Origin of the sequence: Cognatilysobacter tabacisoli, assembly GCF_003586305.1 — a bacterium.
Lineage (GTDB): Bacteria > Pseudomonadota > Gammaproteobacteria > Xanthomonadales > Xanthomonadaceae > Cognatilysobacter_A > Cognatilysobacter_A tabacisoli.
Genome location: NZ_KZ987400.1, coordinates 568,454 through 591,368, shown reverse-complemented (window position 1 = coordinate 591,368; position 22,915 = coordinate 568,454). Strand labels below are relative to the sequence as shown.

17 protein-coding genes are annotated in these 22,915 nt (G+C 71.9%); 13 read left to right on the top strand and 4 right to left on the bottom strand.

Annotated elements, in window-relative coordinates; genetic code table 11:
• Nucleotides 1-1,513: 1,513 nt before the first annotated feature.
• The gene (locus D3A60_RS02520; RefSeq protein ID WP_119717117.1) at nucleotides 1,514-2,254 is read left to right on the top strand and encodes a DUF1828 domain-containing protein; all 741 of its coding nucleotides are present in this window, start codon (nucleotides 1,514-1,516) and stop codon (nucleotides 2,252-2,254) included.
• 94 nt (nucleotides 2,255-2,348) lie between these two features.
• On the opposite strand, the gene D3A60_RS02515 is transcribed toward D3A60_RS02520, so the two are convergent.
• From D3A60_RS02515 to D3A60_RS02505, 3 genes are all read right to left on the bottom strand, one after another.
• Nucleotides 2,349-3,128, bottom strand: coding sequence for a TSCPD domain-containing protein (locus tag D3A60_RS02515; protein ID WP_119717116.1), 780 nt, complete (start codon nucleotides 3,126-3,128; stop codon nucleotides 2,349-2,351).
• Nucleotides 3,129-3,244: 116 nt separating this feature from the next.
• Nucleotides 3,245-3,850 carry a hypothetical protein gene (locus D3A60_RS02510; protein ID WP_119717115.1) on the bottom strand — a complete coding sequence of 202 codons (606 nt, stop codon included), beginning with the start codon at nucleotides 3,848-3,850 and terminating at the stop codon, nucleotides 3,245-3,247.
• Between the two features lie 262 nt (nucleotides 3,851-4,112).
• Nucleotides 4,113-6,281, bottom strand: a complete 2,169-nt coding sequence (locus tag D3A60_RS02505; RefSeq protein WP_119717114.1) for an adenosylcobalamin-dependent ribonucleoside-diphosphate reductase — start codon at nucleotides 6,279-6,281, stop codon at nucleotides 4,113-4,115.
• 778 nt (nucleotides 6,282-7,059) lie between these two features.
• On the opposite strand from D3A60_RS02505, the gene D3A60_RS02500 reads away from it, so the two are divergent.
• From D3A60_RS02500 to D3A60_RS02490, 3 genes are all read left to right on the top strand, one after another.
• Nucleotides 7,060-8,823, top strand: a complete 1,764-nt coding sequence (locus D3A60_RS02500) for an autotransporter outer membrane beta-barrel domain-containing protein (protein ID WP_157981379.1) — start codon at nucleotides 7,060-7,062, stop codon at nucleotides 8,821-8,823.
• Between the two features lie 94 nt (nucleotides 8,824-8,917).
• On the top strand, nucleotides 8,918-10,933 hold the full coding sequence (locus D3A60_RS02495) for an autotransporter outer membrane beta-barrel domain-containing protein (protein WP_119717112.1): 2,016 nt from the start codon (nucleotides 8,918-8,920) through the stop codon (nucleotides 10,931-10,933).
• Nucleotides 10,934-10,999: 66 nt separating this feature from the next.
• Nucleotides 11,000-13,195 (top strand): TonB-dependent receptor, encoded by a 2,196-nt coding sequence (locus tag D3A60_RS02490; RefSeq protein ID WP_119717111.1) that lies wholly within the window; start codon nucleotides 11,000-11,002, stop codon nucleotides 13,193-13,195.
• Here the strand turns inward: D3A60_RS02490 and D3A60_RS02485 are convergent.
• Complete coding sequence (locus D3A60_RS02485) at nucleotides 13,192-15,096, bottom strand: winged helix-turn-helix domain-containing protein (protein WP_119717110.1); 1,905 nt, start codon at nucleotides 15,094-15,096, stop codon at nucleotides 13,192-13,194. The two genes, D3A60_RS02490 and D3A60_RS02485, sit on opposite strands and share 4 nt — an antisense overlap.
• Before the next feature lie 120 nt (nucleotides 15,097-15,216).
• On the opposite strand from D3A60_RS02485, the gene D3A60_RS02480 reads away from it, so the two are divergent.
• From D3A60_RS02480 to D3A60_RS02440, 9 genes are all read left to right on the top strand, one after another.
• Nucleotides 15,217-15,735, top strand: a complete 519-nt coding sequence (locus tag D3A60_RS02480; protein WP_119717109.1) for a hypothetical protein — start codon at nucleotides 15,217-15,219, stop codon at nucleotides 15,733-15,735.
• A gap of 134 nt (nucleotides 15,736-15,869) precedes the next feature.
• Nucleotides 15,870-16,502, top strand: a complete 633-nt coding sequence (locus D3A60_RS02475) for a hypothetical protein (protein ID WP_119717108.1) — start codon at nucleotides 15,870-15,872, stop codon at nucleotides 16,500-16,502.
• Nucleotides 16,503-16,598: 96 nt separating this feature from the next.
• The gene (locus D3A60_RS02470; protein WP_119717107.1) at nucleotides 16,599-18,029 is read left to right on the top strand and encodes a Do family serine endopeptidase; all 1,431 of its coding nucleotides are present in this window, start codon (nucleotides 16,599-16,601) and stop codon (nucleotides 18,027-18,029) included.
• Between the two features lie 37 nt (nucleotides 18,030-18,066).
• On the top strand, nucleotides 18,067-18,429 hold the full coding sequence (locus D3A60_RS02465) for a hypothetical protein (RefSeq protein WP_119717106.1): 363 nt from the start codon (nucleotides 18,067-18,069) through the stop codon (nucleotides 18,427-18,429).
• 156 nt (nucleotides 18,430-18,585) lie between these two features.
• The gene (locus tag D3A60_RS02460) at nucleotides 18,586-19,152 is read left to right on the top strand and encodes a phage holin family protein (RefSeq protein WP_231120366.1); all 567 of its coding nucleotides are present in this window, start codon (nucleotides 18,586-18,588) and stop codon (nucleotides 19,150-19,152) included.
• A gap of 51 nt (nucleotides 19,153-19,203) precedes the next feature.
• A complete protein-coding gene (locus D3A60_RS02455; protein ID WP_119717105.1) occupies nucleotides 19,204-19,629 on the top strand; it encodes a hypothetical protein in 426 nt (141 codons plus the stop codon).
• Between the two features lie 2 nt (nucleotides 19,630-19,631).
• The gene (locus D3A60_RS02450) at nucleotides 19,632-20,759 is read left to right on the top strand and encodes an AI-2E family transporter (protein WP_119717104.1); all 1,128 of its coding nucleotides are present in this window, start codon (nucleotides 19,632-19,634) and stop codon (nucleotides 20,757-20,759) included.
• A gap of 19 nt (nucleotides 20,760-20,778) precedes the next feature.
• The gene (locus D3A60_RS02445) at nucleotides 20,779-21,498 is read left to right on the top strand and encodes an HAD family hydrolase (RefSeq protein ID WP_119717103.1); all 720 of its coding nucleotides are present in this window, start codon (nucleotides 20,779-20,781) and stop codon (nucleotides 21,496-21,498) included.
• Nucleotides 21,495-22,877 (top strand): leucyl aminopeptidase family protein, encoded by a 1,383-nt coding sequence (locus D3A60_RS02440; protein ID WP_119717102.1) that lies wholly within the window; start codon nucleotides 21,495-21,497, stop codon nucleotides 22,875-22,877. Before D3A60_RS02445 ends, D3A60_RS02440 begins: the two co-directional genes overlap by 4 nt.
• The last annotated feature ends 38 nt before the right edge of the window (nucleotides 22,878-22,915 follow it).

Here is a 22,915-nt window from a genome sequence, read left to right as displayed (position 1 = left end):
TCGATGACTGCTTTCCGGGCCCAGCTGTCTGATCTCCGGGGATTGACGACCGCAACCCCTCCCTCGCCGAACCAGGACACTTCGCACGTCAGCCCCGGGACTCGGACGTCGAACCCTCAGGGGTCGAACCTCCGAGCCAAGAGGTCGGACCGTGGACCCCAAAAGGTCGAGTGTTTGACCCTTGGGGGTCGGCGCTCCGGGCCTGCAGGTCCAACCGTCGACCCCTCAAGGTCGGAGCTTCAGCCCTTTGGGTCGACTCGTCGACCCCACAGGGTGGGAGCGCCAAGCCTCGAGGTCGAAGCGTCGACCTGCCCGGGTCCAGCCGTCGCGCTTACGGGTCGACGTCTGGAGCTGTCGAGGTGGAAGCATGGTCCGTCGAGGCCCGGGAACCAGCACCTCGCGTTCCGGGCGGGCGAGTCATCGCGCGCCGCATTACCGATGATGCGTATCGCCTGCGGCTTCCGATGATGGGTATCGCCTGCGGCTCGACCCATCCTACGGGTCGCGTCCATCCCCATCGCCTTCGCCGTTGCCGTTGCCGTTGCCGTTGCCGTGACGTTGAAGTTGATCTTGGGCGCGCCGTAAAGCTCGCCGAGCACCGCAGCGCGTGGCGGCCGCAGAGGCGCCCATGTCTGAGCGAAGCGAGTTTGGGCGCCGTGCCGCCATGCGCTGCGGAGCGCAGGGGATCGGGGCGGCTTCACCGCCCCGACGAGCGTCCGGCGCGGGCGGTTTTGGTCACTTTTGCCAGGACAAAAGCGACTCGCGCGCGACGCGCGTGAAAGCTTTCTGGTTTGCAGTTTGCCCGCACGGCTGCCGCGGCTGGGGCAGCCGCACCTGACTCCATTCCTTCCATTCGTCGGCAGGTGTAGGGCTCAGGCTTGCCCCTGCGGGTTAGCGATTGAGGGGAATGTTCCTCGCGTGGCGATTGGCAACAGTCCACGCTAGGCTTCGGGCAAGAGGGGATCGGAGAGCTTGGATGCGAGCAGAGGACGGGCCCAGTGGCAGGTAAGCGTTCGGGCATACCCGACCCGGCCGTCGTAGCCGAAATCAGACGTACGATCGCCCTCCCGAAGGCGTGGGTCGCGTCGAGTGAGATGACGTGGGTGGATGCTGGAGGCAAGCCGCCTGGGTTCACCTTTCGAGAACGCCTGTCCCTACCTGACGGGTCGCAGCCAGCCAGCCTTTTCGTCCAGTGCTACTTCAAGCCAGCCAGTATCCCGGGATGCGCCGACAAGTTGAGCCTTGGGCTCTACTTCAACCATTCGCGCGTATTCGCCGTCGACGAGAACGGGCCGGGGGGGCACTTTAATAGCGTTGGAGTGGGGAGGCCGCACTTCTGCCAGCGAGTTGGGTTCCCGCATGTCCACACGGTCAGCGATGATTCAATCGAAGGGTATGCCGAGCCGCTCGACGCGGTGCCCTTTGAACGCTATTGGGATTACTTTGTTGCCAAGGCCGGAATAACCGGCGCCCCACCTTTCCAGTTCCCAACTCTCCAACTCGGGCTACTCCCATGAACCACGACGCCATCGCTACCGCGCTCTGTGGCCGCTACGTGAAGCTGGCGGAGGGATCGGGGTATTTGGAATCGAACTGGACGTTCCCTGGCGACGGCACGCTGATCGGCGCTTACATCGTCGCGGCAGATGCTGGGCGGATTCGCGTCACGGACGACGGCGACATCGTGTTCAACGCCGCGGTGGCTGGTGCGAGATTGACCCGCGATCGGGCTTCGCGTTACCGAGCGCTAGCGGAAGACTTCGGCCTGACACTCGGCGACGATGGGGTAATTAGCGCAACATGCAGCCCCGACGAGCTCCCCTTTGCCGTTGCGCGGTATGTGCAGGCAGCGAGCGCGATTGCACACGCGAGCTTGAAACATCGCCCGAGGGACAACGAACGGTTCGAGCGAATCATCGGCACGCTGCTTGAGGCCCAGTTCGGCAAGCGGATTGTCCGACGCCCGGAAGTTGTGGGGATCAGCGGGCATCAGCTTCGGTTCCCCTTCGGCCTCGATCTGGACGGCCAAAGCCCGGCGCTGATCCAGACCATCTCGGCGGATGACAACCAAACCAGTTGGAAGTCGGTTTACGAGGCCGGCGGCAAGTTTGGAGATATCCGGCCGGCGCGCCCGGGCCTACGTTTGATCGCGGTCCTGGAGTCTGCGAAGGACACTGAGAAGGCCGGCCGATACTTCGCTGACGCAGCCGACGTTGTCGTGTACGACGGTGGTGCGCTGGCGTTAGCCGCCTAACATCCACCCAGGGCGGCTTGCGCCCGTAACACCACCAGAAAAAAGGTCAGGTCATCTTTGACCTGACCTTTTTGTTCTCAGAGTGCAAGTTTCATCAACCGCACTTGCTATACCCACAGTTCAAGCAAGTCGCACACCCATCCATGATCACCACAGCCTTGGTGCTGCACTTGTGGCACATCGACGCCGACGGCGGGAACGACGCGCCGTCGCCGGTGACCGCGACGTCCTCGGTGCCCTGCGCGCCGACCTGGTCGGCGGGCGCGGCGACTACGTCAGAGTTTTTTTTTGAGCGCTGCTCGTACGCGGCGCGCTTCTCGGCGATGAGCGCGCGCTGGGCGGGGCTCATCTCCGGGTCGTGGATCATGCCGATCGACTTCAGGTGGTCCTCGACCACCGCGCCGATCTCGGCGACCAGCGACGGCATGTACACGCCGCCGGCCTTGAAGTAGCCGCCCTTCGGGTCGAACACGGCCTTCATCTCGTCGACCAGGAAGGTCACGTCGCCGCCCTTGCGGAACACGGCCGACATGATCCGGGTCAGGCCGACGATCCACTGGAAGTGGTCCATGTTCTTGGAATTGATGAACACCTCGAACGGGCGGCGCAGCTCGTGCTCCGTGCCGGGGTTCAGCACGATGTCGTTGATCGTCACGTACATGGCGTGCTCGGCCAACGGCGTCTTGATCTTGTAGGTGGAGCCGATCAGCACTTCCGGGCGCTCGACGCGCTCGTGCATCTGGATGACGTCGGCGGTCGCCTTGGGCTCGGCGGCGGGCGCGGCGGCGGTCTCGACCTTGGCGGCTTCCTTGGCGCGGTCCTCGGGGGTGAGGACGGCGTAACCCTTGATTTTCTTTTCGATCTTGACGGCCATGGACGTGTCCTGATGCGGGTGCTGGGTGGTGCACTTACGCCCCGGTAATGCGGTCCCCGCGCCGCGTGGGCGCGGGGACCAATCGGGGCAACGTATGCTCGTTGCTTGGGTGTTGCTTACCGCTTCGACGCCTTCTTCGCGGCCTTCTTTGCAGGACGCTTGGCGGTCTTCTTCATTGCCTTCTTGGCGGGCGCCTTCTTGGCCGGGGCCTTGCGGGCCGAGGCCTTCTTCGCCGGGGCCTTGCGGGTCGCCTTCTTGGCGGCCTTCTTCACTGCCTTCTTGGCGGCGGTCGCCTTCTTCGCGACCTTCTTGGCGGCCTTCTTCACCGTCTTCTTGGCGGCGGCTTTCTTCGTGGCCTTCTTCGCCGTCTTCTTCGTCGCCTTCTTCGCCGCGGCCTTCTTGGCGGCCGGCTTGCGCGCGGTCGACTTCTTGGCGGCCTTCTTGGTGGCCTTCTTCGCGGTCTTCTTGGTCGACTTCTTGGTGGTCTTCTTCGTCAGCGAAGCGGCTTCCTTCTTGGCGGCGGCGCTGGCGCTGGCGAGCTTCTTCTTCGCCGTGCCGACGGCCTTCTTCGCGGCCTTGCGGGCCTTGGTCGCGGTCTTCTTGACCGTCTTGACCGCGCCTTCGGCGCCATGGGCGATCGCGCTGCCGATGTTGCTGGCGGTTTCTTTCACGCTGTCGGCGGCCTGCGTCAGGGTCGCCGTCACTCCATTACCGTTGCTCATGTGGACCTCGTCGGATGTGCTTGTGTAATCGGGGCGGGAACACCGGGATGGCGCTCCACGGGGCGATGCTATACCTGCAGCGCGCGCAATGCCGTCAACGACGCCGATCGCGCGGGGCCTGGACACTCGCGACGCAACCGGCCCGGTCTGCGCGCGAGGCGATGCGGTCGCCTCGTCCGGGGTGCGCGCGCGTTGCACCGCGAGCGCACCCGATGCCGCGATCGCCGCCGCCGCGCGTTACGCGCGGCCGGCACCGCGACGATCAGAACTTGCCGTAATAGCCTTCCTTCAGCGCGTCGAACAGGTTGGCGGCGCTGTGCATCTCGCCGTCGTATTCGATCTGCTCGTTGCCCTTGACCTCGACCACGCTGCCGTCCTCGAGCTCGAAGCGGTAGGTCGTGTTCTCCAGGTCCGCTTCCTTGACCAGCACGCCCTGGAAGGCGGCCGGGTTGAAGCGGAACGTGGTGCAGCCCTTGAGGCCCTGCTCGTGGGCGTAGCGGTAGATGTCCTTGAAGTCCTCGTACGGGTAATCGGTCGGGACGTTGGCGGTCTTGGAGATCGAGCTGTCGACCCACTTCTGCGCCGCGGCCTGCACGTCGACGTGCTCCTTCGGCGAGATGTCGTCGGCGGAGATGAAGTAGTCGGGCAGCTTCGCGTCGGGCTCGTCGCTGAACGGCATCGCCTTGGCGTTGACCAGCTCGCGGTAGGCCAGCAGCTCGAACGAGTAGACGTCGACCTTTTCCTTGGACTTCTTGCCTTCGCGGATCACGTTGCGGCTGTAGTGGTGCGCGAACGACGGCTCGATGCCGTTGGAGGCGTTGTTGGCCAGCGACAGGCTGATGGTGCCGGTCGGGGCGATCGAGCTGTGGTGGGTGAAGCGCGCGCCGACCTCGGCCAGCTCGGCGACCAGCTCCGGGGCAACCTCGGCCACGCGCTGCATGTAGCGGCTGTACCTGGCGTGCAGGACGCGGCCTTCGATCTGCTGGCCGACCTTCCAGCCGTCCTTCTTCATCTCCGGGCGCTTGCGCAGCATCTCGGCGGTGACCTCGAAACGCTCGGCCATGATCGGGGCGGCGCCCTTCTCCTTGGCCAGCGCCAGGCCCATCTCCCAGCCGGCGACGGCCATCTCGCGGGCGACGCGCTCGGTGAACTCGCACGACTCCTTGGAGCCGTACTTCATCTTCAGCATCGTCACCGTGCTGCCCAGGCCGAGGAAGCCCATGCCGTGGCGGCGCTTGCGCATGATCTCGTCGCGCTGCTGCTGCAGCGGCAGCCCGTTGACCTCGACCACGTTGTCGAGCATGCGGGTGAACACGCGCACGACTTCCTTGTATTCCTCCCAGTCGAACTGCGCCTGGTCGGTGAACGGGTTGCGCACGAACTTGGTCAGGTTGACCGAGCCGAGCAGGCAGGCGCCGTACGGCGGCAGCGGCTGCTCGCCGCAGGGGTTGGTGGCGCGGATCGTCTCGCACCACCAGTTGTTGTTCATCTCGTTGACGCGGTCGATCAGGATGAAGCCCGGCTCGGCGTAGTCGTACGTCGAGACCATGATCATGTCCCACAGGTGCCGCGCGCGGATGTGGCCGTAGATCTTGCAGGCGACCAGGCCGTCGTCGCGGGTGATGTAGTTGCGGTGGGTCGGCCACTCGCGCCACACGACCTGCGCCGGGTCGGCGAGGTTGATGTCGCCGCGCTCCTTCTCGTTGACCGGGAACACCAGCGGCCAGTCGGCGTCGGTCTTGACCGCGTCCATGAAGCCGTCCGTGATCAGCAGCGACAGGTTGAACTGGCGCAGCCGGCCGTCCTCGCGCTTGGCGCGGATGAAGTCCTTCACGTCCGGGTGCGACACGTCGAACGTGCCCATCTGCGCGCCGCGGCGGCCGCCGGCCGACGACACGGTGAAGCACATCTTGTCGTAGATATCCATGAAGGACATCGGGCCGGACGTGTACGCACCGGCGCCGGCGACGAACGCGCCGCGCGGGCGCAGCGTCGAGAACTCGTAGCCGATGCCGCAGCCGGCCTTCAGGGTCAGGCCGGCCTCGTGGACCTTCTCGAGGATGCCGTCCATCGAGTCCTCGATGGTGCCACTGACGGTGCAGTTGATCGTGCTGGTGGCCGGCTTGTGCTCGAGCGCGCCGGCATTGGAGGTGATGCGGCCGGCGGGGATCGCGCCGCGGCGCAGCGCCCAGGTGAAGCGCTCGTGCCAGTACTGCTGCGTCTCGGCGGTCGGCTCGGCCTCGGCCAGGGCCTTGGCGACGCGCTGGTAGGTGGCATCGATGTCGGCGTCGACCGCCTCGCCCGACTTGGTCTTGAGCCGGTACTTCTTGTCCCAGATGTCCTGGGACGCCGGCTGCATCGGGATGTCTCCGTCAGGCCGGGCCTGCTCGACCGTCGTCATCTTCACCGCCTCGAGGCGCACCGTGCTCATGCCTGACCTGTCTCCGTAGTTCCGGTCGGGGACGGGCCGCGACCGAGTGTGTTCTGGTTGGACGCCGCCGGCGTGAATCCCGCCGACGGCCGTGCCCGCGTCCGCGTGTTCGCGTCGCGTGGCATCGTGTTTTTATCCGCTTGTGGTCGTGTCAGCTCCCGTCCCCCCACCGCTCCCCAGCGGTGGCTGTACGTTCCACACGTCCCAAGCCTGAGAACCCTTTCGCTTGGGCTTCTCCCGCCAGTAACCACTACATCTTGTGGCGGGGGCGGAGACTGAAACTACGCCCGGCTCCGGGTGAAGTCAACGGTTTTTTGATGGCCGTCGCAGCGTTGCGGCGACGCGCCGCGTCGCGTGGGCATCCGGCGCGCGAACGGCGCCGAAGACGCGTGCGCGACGCCGGATTGCACGCGCGCAACGGGCCGCGCGCCGCGTCCGGCCGGCGCGCGGCGCGGCGCGTGACACCCGCCGCCGACGGGGTCGCGCGCGCGGCGCCTTCAGCTTCTTTCAGTTTTTTTCAGCCGCTGCACGTGGCGCGACGCGCCGGCGCGGGCGCAGCGTCGGCCGCACCTGGCGACTCCCGCCGCAACCGGGCACTCACATGAAACGTTCATCGATCGCGGTGCTGTGCGCGCTGTGCTTGAGCCTTTCGGCCTGCGGCGGCGGGGGCGGCGGGGGCGGCCTGGTCCGCAACGACCCCCCGCCTGCTCCGCCGCCCCCCACGCCACCGCCTCCGCCGCCCGGCGGCGCACCGGCGGAGCCGTGCCCGAGCCCGGTGGTGGCGGACTGCGTCGTCCCGGTCAGGTACACGCCGACGTGGGACGAGTTCCGGATGACCGGTGGGCGGCAGAGTGATTTCCGCCTGGTGGTGGCCGGCGACGGCGGGTGGCTGAACCTGTTCGGCGGCGAGTACCGGTTTTCCGGCGGCACCCAGATCGCGGGCGCGGGCCTCGTCGTCCACGACACCCTGGTGTCGAACGTGCACGTGCAGTACGACCCCACCGGACTGGGATTCGGCCCCAGCGAGCTGTGGCTGGCCGGCACCGTGCGCGGCAACGTGCTCAATGAGGACCGGGTGACGCTCCACCACACGTGCGGCACCGGCATCACCTTCTGCGTGCAGCCGCAGCGCAGCCGGATCGAAGGCAACTACATCCAGGCGCCGACCGGAACGCTCGAGGCGGTGCTCGGCTGGGAGCTGCAGGTCACCGGCACCGCGGCGCTCGACGGCCAGCTGATCCTGATGGGCGCGCGGTCGCAGGGCTACGTGCTGCCGACGGCGCCGTCGAGCGTGCTGGTGCTGCGCGCGGACGGCGGAATCAGCGGCGCGTTCGACGGCTGGCGCAGCAGCGGCCTGTTCCTCGACGGCACGCTGCGCTACACCGCGCAGGACGTCTACTTCGACGCGACCCGGATCTCGCTGGCGGCGGCGATGGCCAGCGCACAGGCCTCGCCCGCGGCGCGCGCGTCGGCCGCGCGGCTGGACGCGGCGTTCGCGCACGCCGACCGGTTCGCCGGGTCTCCGGCCGATCGGCTCGCGCCGTCGCAGCGGCACTTCCTCGCGTCGGCCGCGTCGCTGCAGCACATCCGCGACCGCCACCAGGCCGAGCGCAGCCTGTCGAGCCTGTCGGGCCAGGGACAGGCCCTGCTCGGCGATGCGCTGCGTCGGCAGGCGATCCACGCCGCGGGGCAGCTGGACGCCCGCCTGGCCGCCGTCCCGGCCGACGCGCGCACGCATGCGTGGGCCGAGCCCACCGCGCTGCGCGCCGCGACCGCTGGCGGCGCGTCGCTGGACGGCACGACCGCGGGCAGCGCGCACTGGCTCGATCGTCGCTGGCTGGTGGGCGCCCACGTCGCCGCCGGCGACGCCACGGTCGGGTTCGACGCGATGGGCGGGCGCGCCCACGGACGCGCTGTCGCCGGCGGCGTGTTCGCCCACCGCCGCGACGGCGGACGGCATCTCACGGTGCAGGCTGGACACGGCCGCGCAGCGCTGACGACGTCGCGCACGATCGACCTCGGCGACGCCGGGGTGCATGTGGCGACCGCGCGCCGCCCGCTGTCGCACGCGTACGTCCGCGCGGAAGCGGGCCGGCGCGTGCCGTTCGGCGCGGGCGCATGGACGCCGTACGTGGCGGTCGACTACAGCGCCGTGCGCGCCGGGCGCTTCGTCGAAGACGGCGCCACCGGCCTCGAACTCGCCACCGGAGACGGGCACACGCGCGAGTTCGCGCTGTCGGCCGGCGCGCGGTTCGCGCGCGAATGGCCGGTGGGCGCCGCCCTGGTCGGCGTGTCGGTCGACGCGCGGTACCGGATGCGGCTCGACGCAGACGGCGCTGCCGCCCGGGCCGCGTTCACCGGCACGCCGGATGCGACGTTCGCGCTGGACGCCGGCCCGGCTTCGCCCGGGGCCGGGTACGTCGCCGCCGGCCTGACCGGTCGGTTTCCGTCGGGCTGGCAGTGGGCGATGGACTACCGCGACGGCGGCGCGACCGGGGCGCCGGATGCGGGCTGGTCACTGTTCGTGCGTCGCCGGTTCTGACCGAACGCACCCGCGCCCCTGTGCCGGCCCGACCCACACGCCCCTCCTCCCGTTCCTGCCGGCCCGGCCGGCCCCTCCGTACAGGAGCTACGCCATGCGCACGCCTTCGATCACCCTGCTGACCGCCGCCGTCGCCTGCCTGCTGCCCGCCTGCGGCTCGGGCGGTGGCGGCGACAACGTGCGCGCCCCGACCCCGCCGCCGGCACTTCCGCCACCGCCGCCCCCGGCCGCGGCCCCGATCGGTCCGTGCCCGCCGCCGGTGCTGGCCGACTGCGTGGTGAGCGACAACGCGATCATGCTCGGAGGTCGGACCAGCGGCCATGCGCTGATCGTGCGCGGGCAGTACCGGGAGCTGGTCCTTGGGCGCGACGATCCCAGCTTGGACACCACGCTGGGCTGGGGCACGTACACGTTCAGCCGCACCGCGGTCGAACTGGGTTCGCTGTCGATCCGCGCCGGCAACACGCTGTCGTCGCCGCTGGTGGAGGTGGGGCCGGACGGGTACCTGTCGCTCGGCGGCGGACTGCGGGGGGCCGCCCCCGATGGGATGATCCGCGGCACGCTGATCAACCGCGGCTATGCGTCGATCGCCGGCGTCGTCATGGGCGAGGTGGCCAACCTCGGTGCGCTGCGGTTGTTCGGCCAGGTCGCTGGCGATTTCGACAACGACGGCCAGCTGGAAGTCGGCGTGACCGAGCGCGACGTACCGCTCCCCACCCTGCAGAGCAATTTCCGCCAGTCGCCGACCGGCGCGCTGGTGGTCACCCTGATGGTCGACCCGTACGGCCTGGCCCGCGACGTCAGCACCCTGCAGGTGAACGGCGAGGCGCATCTGGCAGGCACGCTGATCGTCCGCAGCTTCGTCGACGGCTGGGGCGAGGGCTATCCGCTGCCCGCGGCGCCGTACAGCGCGCAGATCCTGCACGCCGACGGTGGCGTGTTCGGCCGGTTCGCGCAGTGGACGTCGCCGGGGCTCTTCATCGAAGGCGGCCTGCGCTACGGACCGAACGACGTGTGGCTCGACATGACCCGGCTGTCGATGCAGAGCGCCATCGCGTCGAGCGCCCAGGCGACCCCGGCGGCGCAGGCCGGCGCGGGCGCGGTCGACCGCGCGCTCGAGGTGGCCGACCGCTTCGACCCGGCCGCGGCGACGAACGCCGCCCGGCGGCGCTTCGTGGCGGCGAGCACCGACCTGCTGATGGAGTCCGATCCCGCGCGCGCGGCGCGTCGGCTGGAAAGCCTCGGCGGCGCCGCGCATGCGCGGCTCCAGCACGATGCGCATCGCGCCGCGGCGCGGCTGGCCGCGCGCGTCGATGCGCAGCTCGACGGGCGACGCGAAGGCGAACCTGCCGGTGCGTGGTCGGCCTCGCTCGACGATGGCGGGCGCGTGCACGGCGGCGACCGCTGGCTCGGCGACGGCTGGCTGGTCGGCGCCGCGATGGCGCGCGGTGCGCACGTCTCGGGCGCCGGCGCGCACGACGCCGGCGCGAGCGCGGGCGCCTATTTGCACCGCCGCTTCGGCAGCTGGCGGGCGACGGGCTCGGTGACCATCGGCCACACGACCGCGCTGGTGCGGCGCCCGGTCGACCTTGGCGACGCCGGTCTGCGCACGGCGGCGTCGCAGCGGCACCTGCGCTGGACCGCCGTGCACGCGCAGGCCAGCCGGCCGTTCGACGTGGCCGGCGGCGGGTTGAGCCCGTACGTCGGGCTGGACCACTCGCGCGTGCACGCCGGCGCGTTCGGCGAGTCCGGCGACACCGGCTGGGAACTGGCCGCGGACGGCGCGCGCATCGCGCAGTCCAGCGCGTCGTTCGGCGTGCGCTACGTGCGCGAATGGCGCTTGGCCGGTTCGCGCGGCGTCGAGCTGCACCTCGACGTCCGGCGCGAACGGCGGCTCGGCACCGACGGCACGCTGCGCGGCGGATTCGTCGCCACCCCGGGCGCGGCGTTCGACGTGGTCGACTGGACGGCGGCGCGCGACGCCACGTGGGCGGAGTGGTCGCTGCTCGGCCGGTTCGGGCGCGATTGGGCGTGGTCCCTGCAGGGGACGCACGTTCCGGCCGCCGCCGATCCGGTGCGCTGGCAGCTGGCGTTCGCCCGCCCGTGGTGACGGCGGCGGCGTAGGCTGGGGACGGGGTGCACCGTCCACGTGTGACAGGACGCTGGGAGGAACTGGATGCCAGGCAGACCGACCCGCGCAGCGTGGATGCTGTGCGCGGCCGCCGCGGTGCACGACGCCCGCGGCGCGGAGCCGTCCGGGCCGCCTGCCGCCCCGGCGGCCGGGCCGGCGGCGTTCGAGCTCGACACCATCGTCGTCACCGCGCGCCGCCGCGCCGAGGTGCTGTCCGACGTGCCGATGGCCGTGACCGTGGCCGACGGCGAGGAGCTGGAGTCGCGCGGCGCCGAGACTATTGCCGCGCTCGGCGCGATCACCCCGAACCTGACCGTCTACCCCGCGCGCGCGTTCAACGGCACGGTCACCGCCTTCATCCGCGGCATCGGCCAGTCCGATCCGATCTGGAGCGTCGAACCCGGCGTCGGCGTGTACCTCGACGACGTGTACCTGGCGCGGCCGCAGGGCGCGCTGCTGGAACTGATCGACGTCGACCGCGTCGAGGTGCTGCGCGGCCCGCAGGGCACGCTGTACGGCAAGAACACCCTCGGCGGCGCGATCAAGTACGTCAGCCGCGAGCCCGAGGCGGAGTTCTCCGGCAGCGCGTCGGCGACGATCGGCCGCTACGGGCGCCGCGACGGCAGGCTCGTGGTCAACCTGCCGGCCGGGGATCGCCTGCGCACCCGCGTGGCGCTGGCATCGTTCGAACGCGACGGCTACGGCCGCAACATCGTCACCGGCACCCACGTCAGCGCGCGCGACGCGGTCGTCGCCCGCGCCACCGCGCTGTGGCGCCCGGCCGACGACGTCGAGGTGCGGCTGGCCTGGGACCGCACGCTCGACCAGTCCGGCGCGCAGGGATTCCGCCGCCGCACGGTGAACCCGTTCGATCCGGCGCGCACCCCGCCCGACCCGGGTCGCCACGACGTGCGCAGCAACGCGCCGGACCTGCAGGACCTCGAGGCCGGCGGCGCATCGGCGACCGTCGACTGGTCGCCCGGCGCGGCGTGGACGCTGCGCGCGATCAGCGCGTACCGCAGCGGGGAGTCGCTGGGCTACGTCGACTTCGACACGCTGCCGCTGAACATCTCGACGCTGCGCCGCCGCTTCGAGGACCGCCAGGCGTCGCAGGAATTCCAGCTGCACTGGAACGCCGGCGGCACGCACGCGGTAGCCGGGCTGTACCTGTTCGACGCCGATTCCGGCGGGGTCGGGACGAACAGCTCGCGCAGTCCTAGCGTCAGCGTGACCCGCAGCACGATCGAGACCCGCAGCGCGGCGCTGTACGGCCACCTGACGCGCGCGCTCGGCGACGCATGGGAGCTCGACCTCGGCCTGCGCTACACGGTCGAGCGCAAGGCCACCGACGTGTTCAACCAGGCCTATGCCGATGCAGGGCTGGCGGTGCCGCTCGGCGCGCCATCGGCCGACTACGCCGCGGCGCGCTGGTTCCGGTCGCCGTCCCCGCGGGTCGGGCTGGCGTGGCGGCCGATGGCGGCCACGACGCTGTACGCGCACGCCAGCCGCGGCTTCAAGGGCGGCAGCTTCAACATCGTCCCGAACCCGCGCGCGCCGGGCACCGTGCACGCGGTGGACGACGAGACCGTCACCGCGGTCGAACTGGGTGCCAAGACCGCGTGGTGGGACGGGCGCGCACAGCTTGACCTCGCGCTGTTCCACAACACGTACCGCGACATCCAGCTCAGCGTGTTCGTCAACCACGACACCGACGGCGACGGCGTCGACGACAGCCTGCTGCGCGACTTCCGCAACGCCGGCGACGGCACCACGCGCGGCGCGGAACTCGAGTGGCGCGTGTTCGCCGGCCGGCTGCGCTGGACCGGCCACGTCGGCTACCTCGACGCGGCCTACGACCGCTACGAGGACGCGAGCGGCGACCTGCGCCCCAGTCGCGGCTTCGCCAATGCGCCGCGCTGGACGGCCGGCAGCGGCGTGCTGGTCGACGTGCCGCTGCGCCGAGGCGGCCGCCTCGCGTGGCGCGTCGACGGGCGGTACCAGAGCAGGAGCTGGCCGACGCCGGACCTCAACGACGCGCTGGCCCAGGACGGCTACGCGGTGTGGAGCGCGGGGGTCGCATGGACGTCGCCGCGCGAGCGCTGGCAGCTGGCGCTGCGCGGCGACAACCTGGCCGATGCGTCGTACCGGACCACCGGGTTCGCGTTCCCGACCCTCGGCATCCTGACCGACCACTACGGCCCGCCGCGCACGGTCTCGCTGACGGTGTCGTACGCGTTCTAGCCGGCCGTCAGGCGCATGCGCTGCAGCAGCGCCCGGAAGCGCGGCTGCGAGCGCAGGTTGTGCCAGCGCGTGTCGGAGGCGAGGAAGGTCATGCGCACGTCGCGCTCCGCGTAGGCGCGCTCGAGCAGGTCGAGCGCGGCGTCGGTGTCGCCCAGGGCGTTGTGCACGGCGGCGATGCTGGTCGCGGGCACGTAGTCCTCGCGCCGGCGCTCGTGCATGGCCCGCACCAGCGCGCGCGCGCCGTCGCGGTCGCCGGCGGCGACCAGCGTGGCGCCGAGCACCGCCTCGGCCTGGCTGCAGTTGCCGCACAGCGACAGCGCGCGGCGCATGTCGGCGACCGCGCCGGCGGGATCGCCCTGCTTGATCCGCCGCTGCGCGCGCACCATCAGCGCGGTCCAGAACTCCGGGTCGCGCTCGAGCACGCCGTCGAGCACCGCCGCGCTCTCGTCGCGATGCCCGGCCGCGCCGAGGAACGCCGCGCCGAGCGTGCCCACCAGCGGCGACAGCGGGTCCAGCGCGATCGCCTCGCGCGCGTGCACGGCCGCCTCGGGCATGCGCCCGATGTTGTGCAGCAGGTGCGCGTACGCCAGGTGCGCTTCGGCGAGGCTGGGATTGAGTTCGATCGCGCGCTTGAGCGAGGCCTCCGACGCCGCCCAGTCCCAGCCGTACCAGAACTGGATGAAGCCGCGCGACGAGTAGCCCTCGGCCAGGCCCGGATCGATCGCCAGGGCCTTCTCGACGGCCGCCTCGGCCAGCGGGAAGGCCACGCGCGGGTTCTCGTCGCCGGTCATCACCAGCGCGCGGTAGGCGAACGACAGGCCGGCGTAGGCGCGCGCGCACGTCGGGTCGAGGTCGATGGCGCGGTAGAACGCGGCCAGCGCACTGCGCATCCGCTCGGCCGACGGACGCCCGAGCTGGTAGCTGCCGGTCAGGTAGGCGCGGTACGCGTCGGCGTTAGCGCCTTCGCACGGGGGGCGGCCGGTGGCCGGCGCGAGCTTCAGCGCGAGCGCGGACGTGATCGACGCGGCGATGCGGTCCTGCAGGGTGAACACGCGGCCGATGGACTCGTCGAAGGTGCCCGACCACACCGCGCGGCCGTCGCGCGCGTCCAGCAGCCGGGTGGAGACGCGGATGGCGTCGCCGTTGCGCTGGGTGGTGCCTTCGACGATGTACGTCGCGCCGAGCTTGCGCGCCGCCTCGAGCGGGTCGTGGCGGCTGCCGGCGAAGCGCTGGCTCGACGCCAGCGAACGCACGTGCAGGGTGCTGGCGCTGCTGATGCGCGCGATCAGCGTGTCGGCGAGGCCGAGTTCGAGCAGCTCGTCGCGCGGCCCGGGCGACAGCGAGCGGAACGGCAGCACCGCCAGCGTGTCCGCCGGCGCGCCCGTCGCCGCCGCCGGGGCCGGCGGCACGACGCGCGGCGACGCGGCGCCGCGGTCCTGCGATTGCCAGGCCGCGATCGACATCAGCGCGAGCAGGAACAGCAGCGCCCCGGGCACGAGCGCGTGCTCCCAGCGTGGGCGGCGCGGCGCCGACGCGGCGGCCGGCGTGCCGGCGACGGGCACGGGCGCCCCGGCATCGAGCGGCGCCGGGTCGAGCTCGGCGACGAAGCGGTAGCCGCGGCCGGGGACCGTGACGATGTAGCGGTGTTCGCCCGCGCCGGTGCCGAACGCGCGGCGCAGCGCGGAGATCGCCTGGGTGAGGTTGTTCTCCTCCACGACCCGCCCGGCCCACACGCTGGCGAGCAGCTCGTCCTTGCTGACGACGCGGTCGCGGTGCTCGACCAGGTAGGCGAGCGTGTCGAAGGCCTTGGCCGTCAGCGCCACCGGCGCGCCGGCCTCGGTGCGCAGCTGCCGCGTGGCCGGGTCGAGGCGGAAACCGTCGAAGCGGACGCTGGTGGCCAACCCGGTGACTCCGTTTCAGGGGATTTCAGATTGTTTCAGCGGATTTTGGGCGACAGGCAGGCCATGGACCGGCACGGTCGCCGCACCCCGATCCGGGGCCACCACACAGGAGTGCGCATCATGAACCTGACTACCACGTTCGCCCTTGCCCTCGCCGTCGCCGCCGTCACGCTGCCCGCCGGCGCCGATCCTGCCCGCGATGGCGCCCTGGCGGTGCCGGCCAACCGCATCGTCGGCGCGTGGGACGGCACCGGGCTCGTGCAGCCGTGCGGCAGCGGGCTGCCGTTCCGCACGGTGCGCAACACGATCGTGTTCCAGGCCGGCGGCATCGTGGTCGAGAACGCGCGCTTCCCGCCCAACGGCGTGCCCAACGTGCAGGGCGTGCCCGGCATCACCCAGCGCTCGATCGGGCTGGGGACGTGGTCGTACAACCCCGCCACCGGGCAGTACGCGATGCAGTTGCGCTTCGACTACTTCGTCGACGGCGCCTACCACGGCTACGGCGTCGTCGAGCGGACGATCCTGCTGAGCAACGACGGCACCCAGAACGCCGGGCCCGTCCGCGCGGTCCGCTACCGCCCCGACGGCAGCATCGTCGCCGAGGAGTGCGGGACCGGATCCGGCGTCCGGATCCAGTAGCGCCCGCGTCGAGGTTCGCCCGCGGCGCGCGGCAGCTGCCTGCGCGCCGCTGGCCCGGCGCTGTCGCGGCGTGGCGCAACCGTGCCGCGCCACGCCACCCGCGCCCCACGTGCCATCGGCGCGATCGAGCGCGCATGATCGGCAGGGCGCCACCCTTCAAGGAGATCGACATGCACATGCGGATGCAGGTCCGGAGGCGGCGGGCTCAAGCACTCGCGCTGGCGGCGCTGTGCGCGCTCGCGGCGGTGGCCAGCGCGCAGACGCCGATGCGCATCGTGCCCGGCCCGGTCGACGTCGACGCGCGCGGGATGCACGCGTCGTTCCGGATCGAGGCACACCCCGACGGGATCGTGTCGAACGGGTCCGGCGGCGCGTGCCTGGTCTACAGCAGCGGTCCGAACGGCGGCGAAAGCTGCCGGGCGGACAGCGAGTGCCGGCTCGCGCCGGCGTTCGCGGGCGGCCACGCGTACTGCCTCGACCGGCAGGGCGCGGCCGACGGGCGGGGCAAGTGCTGGGTGCGGCCGCCGGGGGGCGACTACTGCCTGCGCTCGCGCACGCCGCTGCCGATCGGGACCGCGATCGCCGTGCCCGTCGATGCAGACGGTCGCCTGGCACCGGTCGCGCGGCCGCGGCCGGGCTGGTGGCGCGTGCATGCCTGCCTAAACGGCGCGCCGGGCGCATGCGCTCAGGCCGGCAGCGTCGAGCGGATGCTCGTCGATGGCCCGGTCAGACACGTGCGCGGGAGCGACGTCGAGGGCGCGCGCTGACGGCCCGTCTTCAGCGGCGATTGTACGATTCGCGTCGAGACTGACTCCGTTCAGCCGGCAGCCCCGGTTGCCCACTCGCGCCCGGATCGACCCCGCATGAAGAACTCGTCCAAGACCCTGATCGCCCTGTCCCTGGCCGCCGCGTTCGGCGGCTTCGCCGCGACCGCGATGCGCGACGCGGTGCAGGCGCCGGCCGACGCCGCGCCGCTGGCGCAGGCGGCCGCGCCGACCGTCGCGGCGCTGCCGGCGGCGGTCGGCACCACGCCGCTGCCGTCGCTGGCGCCGATGCTCGCGCGTGTCACGCCGGCGGTGGTCAGCGTGCACGCCAAGCAGCGCGTGCAGGTGAGCCCGTTCGGCGCCGATCCGATGTTCCGGCGGATGTTCCCGGAGCTGACCCAGGAGCGGATCAACGAGTCGCTCGGCTCGGGCGTGATCGTCGATGCCGCGCGCGGGCTGATCGTCACCAACCACCATGTGATCGAGGGCGCCGACGCGGTGTCGGTCACGCTCAGCGACGGGCGCACGCTGGCGGCCGAGTTCGTCGGCTCCGACCCGGACACCGACGTCGCGGTGATGCGGATCAAGGCCGACAAGCTCAGCGCGCTGCCGCTGGCCGACTCGGGCGCGCTGCGCGTCGGCGACTTCGTCGTCGCGGTCGGCAATCCGTTCGGCATCGGCCAGACGGTGACCTCGGGCATCGTCTCGGCGGTCGGTCGCAGCGGCCTGCGCGGGCTCGGCTTCCAGAACTTCATCCAGACCGACGCGTCGATCAACCCCGGCAACTCCGGCGGCGCGCTGGTCAACCTCAACGGCGAGCTGATCGGGATCAACACCGCCAGCTTCAACCCGCGCGGGTCGGCGGCCGGCAACATCGGGCTGGGCTTCGCGATCCCGACCAACCTGGCGCGCGACGTGGTCAACCAGATCGTCGCGACCGGCGAGGTCCGGCGCGGCACGCTCGGGCTGGAGGCGCAGACGGTCGACGCGCGGATCGCCCAGGCGCTGGGGCTGGCCGACCCGCGCGGGGCGGTGGTCACGCGCGTGTTCCCGGGCAGCGCGGCGGCCGCGGCCGGGCTGCGCAGCGGCGACGTGGTGCTCGCGGCCAACGGCCAGCGCGTCGACGACGCCGGCGCGCTGCGCAATTTCGAGGGCCTGCAGGCCGTCGGCGCCCCGGTCAGCCTCGATGTGCTCCGCGACGGCAAGCCGCTGACGGTGCGCGCCACGCTGCGCGAGCACCCGCGCCAGATCGCCGGCGTCGAGCTCGATCCGCGGCTCGAAGGCGCGACGTTCGCCGAACTGCCCGAGCGCTACCGCCAGGGCGGGCTGCGCGGGGTGCTGGTCGAATCGGTCGCCCGCGGCAGCCGCGCGGCGCGCAGCGGGCTGCAGCCCGGCGACGTGGTCGTGGCCGCGTCGGCCGGCGCGTTCAGCGACCTGCCCGGCTTGCGCGCGAGCTTCACGCAGGCTCCTGCACAGTTGGTGCTGCGCGTCATGCGCGGCAATCGCCCGGGCACCCTGCTGATGCAGTGACGCCGGTCGCCCCCACCCGAATTCGAGGATCCGCCCCATGAGCCCCACCGCCACCGACGGCATGAAGACCAATCTCGGCGAAGCCGGCAGCAACCTGAAGCAGGCCGCTTCGGACGCGGGCGCCGCGCTCGTCAACGCCGCCAGCGCCGCCGGCGCCGAGCTCAAGATCGGCAAGGCACACGTCAAGGCCGACCTGGCCGACGGCGCGCTGGCCGGCCTCAATGCCGCCGAGCAGGCCGGCAGCGCCGCCGGCGAGCAGGTCGACGCGCTGATGGACAAGGGCCGGGACCTGATCGACAGCGCCGCCGAGCTGATCCGCGAGCGTCCGCTGGCGTCGTTCGGCGTGGCCTTCGCGGCCGGCTGGATCATTGCCAAGCTCGCCCGCAGCGGCGACAAGTAAGCCGATGTCGCCGGCCCGCGCGAACGTCGCGGGCCGGCCAGCCGGTCCGTCCGGCTTCGAACCGCGCGCAGCGCGCGACACGACCTTTGCGTTGCGGCAGGGGAACGCCATGAACGCAGCGCAGACCGCACCGCCACCTGCAGAGGGGATGCACCGTTGAACGACCCGCGCGCCGATGCGCCGCGCGACGGCGACGACGCCACCGGCGCCGCGCCGCCGCCGGACCTGGCCGAAGCGCTGCGCCAGATCGGCGCGACCGGTCGCGCCGGCCTCGGCGCCAGCGTCGATGCGGCCAAGGCGATGCGCTCGCTGGTGTTCGCCGACATCTCGCTGGCGCGCAGCGCGCTCGGCCGCACGCTGGCGCTGACCGGCGTGGCGATCGCGTTCGGCGCGTCGGCGTGGCTGCTGCTGATGGCCACGCTGATCGTGTTCCTCAACGGCACGCTGCAGTGGTCGTGGACCGTATCGCTGCTGCTGACCGCGGTGCTGAGCCTGGTCGTCACCGGCGTCGCCGGGTGGCTGAGCATGCGCTACTTCGAACACACCCGGCTGCAGGCCACGCGCCGGCAGCTGGCGCGGCTGGGGCTCGGCGAGCTGGCCGACTTCACGCCCGATCCCGGCTCGCCGGTGTCGACCCGCGCCGCCGCCGAGGCCGCACCGGTCGAGGCCGCCGACGGCGCGCCGGTCAAGGACCGCCGCGGCATCGACGTCACGCCGCCATGACCGCGCCGCGCCCCTTTCCCGAGCCGACGAGCCGATGAGCGTCGAACAGCCATGAGCTTCGAACAGTTGATCGCGAAGGTGAAACAGGCCGAGGACGCGCTCGAGGCGCAGGAGCGGCGCGTGTCGGCCGACCTGCGCCAGCTGAAGTCGTCGTGGCGCGCGGCGTGGACGCCGGGGCGCATCGTGGTCGCCGGCCTGGTAACAGGCTTCTTCGTCGGCCGCGCGCGGCCGCTGCGCGCGGCAGCCAGCGGCGGCTCGCTGATGCAGATGATCTCGATGGTGTCGAGCCTGGTGGCCGGCGGCAGCGCGCAGGCCGCAGCCGGCGAGGCCGAACGCGCCGCCGAGACGACGACCGAAGTCGCCGAACGCGCCGGCGTGCCGGTCGACGACCTCCCGCACGCCGCCGCCGGTTCTGCCGCCGCACCCGCTTCCCCTCCGGCGCAGGACGCGCGCACGCACACCGCCGCCGAGTCCTGACCATGCCGCCGATCGATTCCCCCGCCGACGCCGCTCCGGCGTCGCCGGCTGCGCCCGGTCCCGACGCGCCGATCCCGAACGCGCCGCCGACCGAACCGCGCCCGCGCTCGTCCGCGGCCGCGGCGTTGCTGGCGACGATCGCCGTCGGCGCGGTGCTGTGGGCGACGCAGGAGCTGATCCTGCCGGTGCTGCTGGCCGTGTTCTTCGCGCTGGTCGGCAACCCGATCATCCGCGCGCTGCGGCGGCTCTACGTGCCGCGCGTGCTCGGCGCGCTGGTGGTGCTGCTGGGCGGGCTGGCGATCGCCGGCGCGCTGGGCACCCAGCTGGTCGAGCCGGCCAGCGAGTGGGTGCGGCAGGCGCCGCGCGCGATGCGCGAGATGACCCCGAAGCTGCGCGAGCTGACCAAGCCGGTGCAGGACGCCAACCGCGCCGCCGAGAACATCGCCCGCGCCGCCGGCGGCGAGTCGAAGCCGGTGCAGGTCGTGCGCACCGAAACCGACGACCCCTACAAGATGCTGACCACGACCCCGAAGCTGATCGCCTCGGTGCTGGCGGTCGTGCTGCTGACGTTCTTCTTCATGGTCTATGGCGAGAACCTGCAGAAGAACGCGATCGCGCTGCTGCCCGGGCGGCAGCAGAAGAAGCTGACGGTCGAGATCATGCAGTCGATCGAGCTGGAGCTGTCGCGCTACGTGCTGACGATCACCGTGATCAACATCGCCGTCGGCCTGATCTTCGCCGGCCTGCTGCACTGGCTGAAGGTGCCGCTGCCCGAGGCGCTGCTGTGGGGCACGATGGCCGCGCTGCTGAACTTCGCCCCGTACGTCGGCCCGCTGATCGGCATCGGCATGATGCTGATCATGGGCTTCGTCGCGTTCGACGACTGGAAGGCGCTGGTGCCGGCCGGCATCTACCTCGGCCTGCACACGCTGGAAGGCCAGATCGTCACGCCGATCGTGCTCGGCCGCAGCATGCGGGTGTCGCCGCTGGTGCTGATCCTGGCGCTGATGGTGTTCGGCTGGCTGTGGGGCCTGATCGGGCTGCTGCTGGCGGTGCCGCTGCTGGTCTGCGTCAAGCTGGTGCTCGAGCGCATCGAGGGCATGGACGGCTGGGCCCGGCTGATGGAGTGAGCGGCGCTAGAATGCGCTCATGGCGCCTTTTCCCGTCCGTGCGATCACCCTCGACCTAGACGACACCCTGTGGCCGATCGCGCCCGTGGTGCTGCGCGCCGAAACCGTGCTCGGCCAGTGGCTGCGCCGGCACGCCCCGCGCACTGCCGAACGGTTCCCGCTGGAGGCGATGCGCGCGCTGCGCGACGAGGTCGCGCGCGAGCACCCGCACCTGGCGCATGACTTCACCCGCCAGCGGATGATCTCGCTCGAGCGCATGCTCGCCGCCGCCGGCGACGACGTCGCGCTGGCGCAGCCGGCGTTCGACGCGTTCTTCGCCGCGCGCTGCGACGTCGTCCATTACGACGACACCGTCGACGCGCTCGACCGGCTGGCCGCGCGCGTGCCGCTGGCGGCGCTGAGCAACGGCAACGCCGACCTGGTGCGGATCGGGCTGATGGACCGCTTCGCATTCCAGCTCGGCGCGCGCGAGCACGGCGCCGCCAAGCCCGACCCGAGCATCTTCCACGCCGCGTGCGCGCGGCTCGACGTGCCGCCGGCCCACGTGCTGCACGTCGGCGACGACATCGAGATGGACGTGGTCGGCGCGCACCGCGCCGGGCTGCGCAGCTGCTGGATCAACCGCGACGGACGCACGTGGCCGCACGCCGCGCTGCGCCCGGACCTGGAATTCACCGACCTCGCCGCGCTGGCCGACTGGCTCGACGCGGCCCTGCAGACGGACAACGCCGCCGCATGAACCTGCCCCTGGGCTACACCGACGCCGGCGCGGACGCGCTGCCCCTGCACCTGGTGTCGCGCGCGACGCTGGCCGACTGGAAGGCCGCGCAGCCGGCGGCCGCCGGCGCATGGCTCGACGCGCACGGCTTCGAGGGCGCGCCGGGCACGGCGCTGGTGCTGCCGGGCGACGGCGGCGCGGCGGCGGCCGCGGTGCTCGGCATCGGCGACCCGCTCGATCCGTTCGGCTACGCGCACGCGCCGTTCGCGCTGCCGGCGCTGCGCTGGCGCGCACCCGACGGGCTGGAGCCGGCGGCGCTCGCCGCGCTGCAGCTCGGCTGGGGCCTGGGCAGCTACCGCTTCAGCCGCTACAAGGCGGCGCCGCGCGCGCCGGCGCTGCTGCAGGTCGATGCCGACGGCGACGCGATCGCCGAGGTATTCGACCAGCTCGCCGCGTGCGTGCGCGTGCGCGACCTGGTCAACACGCCGACCGAGCACATGGGCCCCGACCAGCTCGAGCAGGTGTGCTGTGAACTCGCCGAGCGCTTCGGCGCCCGGATCGACGTGGTCGGCGGCGACGACCTGCTGGCGAAGAACTTCCCGGCGATCCACGCCGTCGGCCGCGCCAGCCACCGCGCGCCGCGGCTGATCGAGCTGGCGTGGGGCGATGCCTCGCACCCGCACGTCGTCATCGTCGGCAAGGGCGTGTGCTTCGACACCGGCGGCCTCGACCTCAAGCCGGCCGACGGCATGCGCAACATGAAGAAGGACATGGGCGGCGCCGCTCACGCGATCGCGCTGGCCGAGCTGGTGATGGCGCGCCGCCTGCCGATCCGCATGACCCTGCTGGTGCCGGCGGTCGAGAACGCGGTCGGGCCGAACGCGTACCGCCCCGGCGAAGTGATCGCGACCCGCGCCGGCATCAGCGTCGAGATCGACAACACCGACGCCGAGGGCCGCGTGGTGCTGTGCGACGCGCTGACGTACGCGGTCGAGCAGTCGCCGACGCTGGTGCTCGACTTCGCCACGCTGACCGGCGCCGCGCGAATCGCGCTGGGCCCGGACCTGCCGGCGCTGTACGCGAACGACGACGCAGTCGCCGACGCGTGGCTCGCCGCCGGGCGCGAGCTGCGCGACCCGCTGTGGCGGATGCCGCTGTGGCGCCCGTACCTGCGCTATCTCGCCAGCGGCATCGCCGACCTGGCCAACGGCGGGCCGTCGAAGATGGCCGGCAGCATCACCGCGGCGCTGTACCTGGACCGCTTCGTGCCGCCGACCCAGCCGTGGGCGCACCTGGACGTCTACAGCTGGAACGACGCCGACCGCCCCGGCCGCCCCGCCGGCGGCGAGGCGCAGGGCCTGCGCGCGGCGTATGCGCTGTTGAAGTCGCGCTGCGGGTGATGCAAGGCGGGCTCGCGCCCGCTGCCGTGCGATTGGGC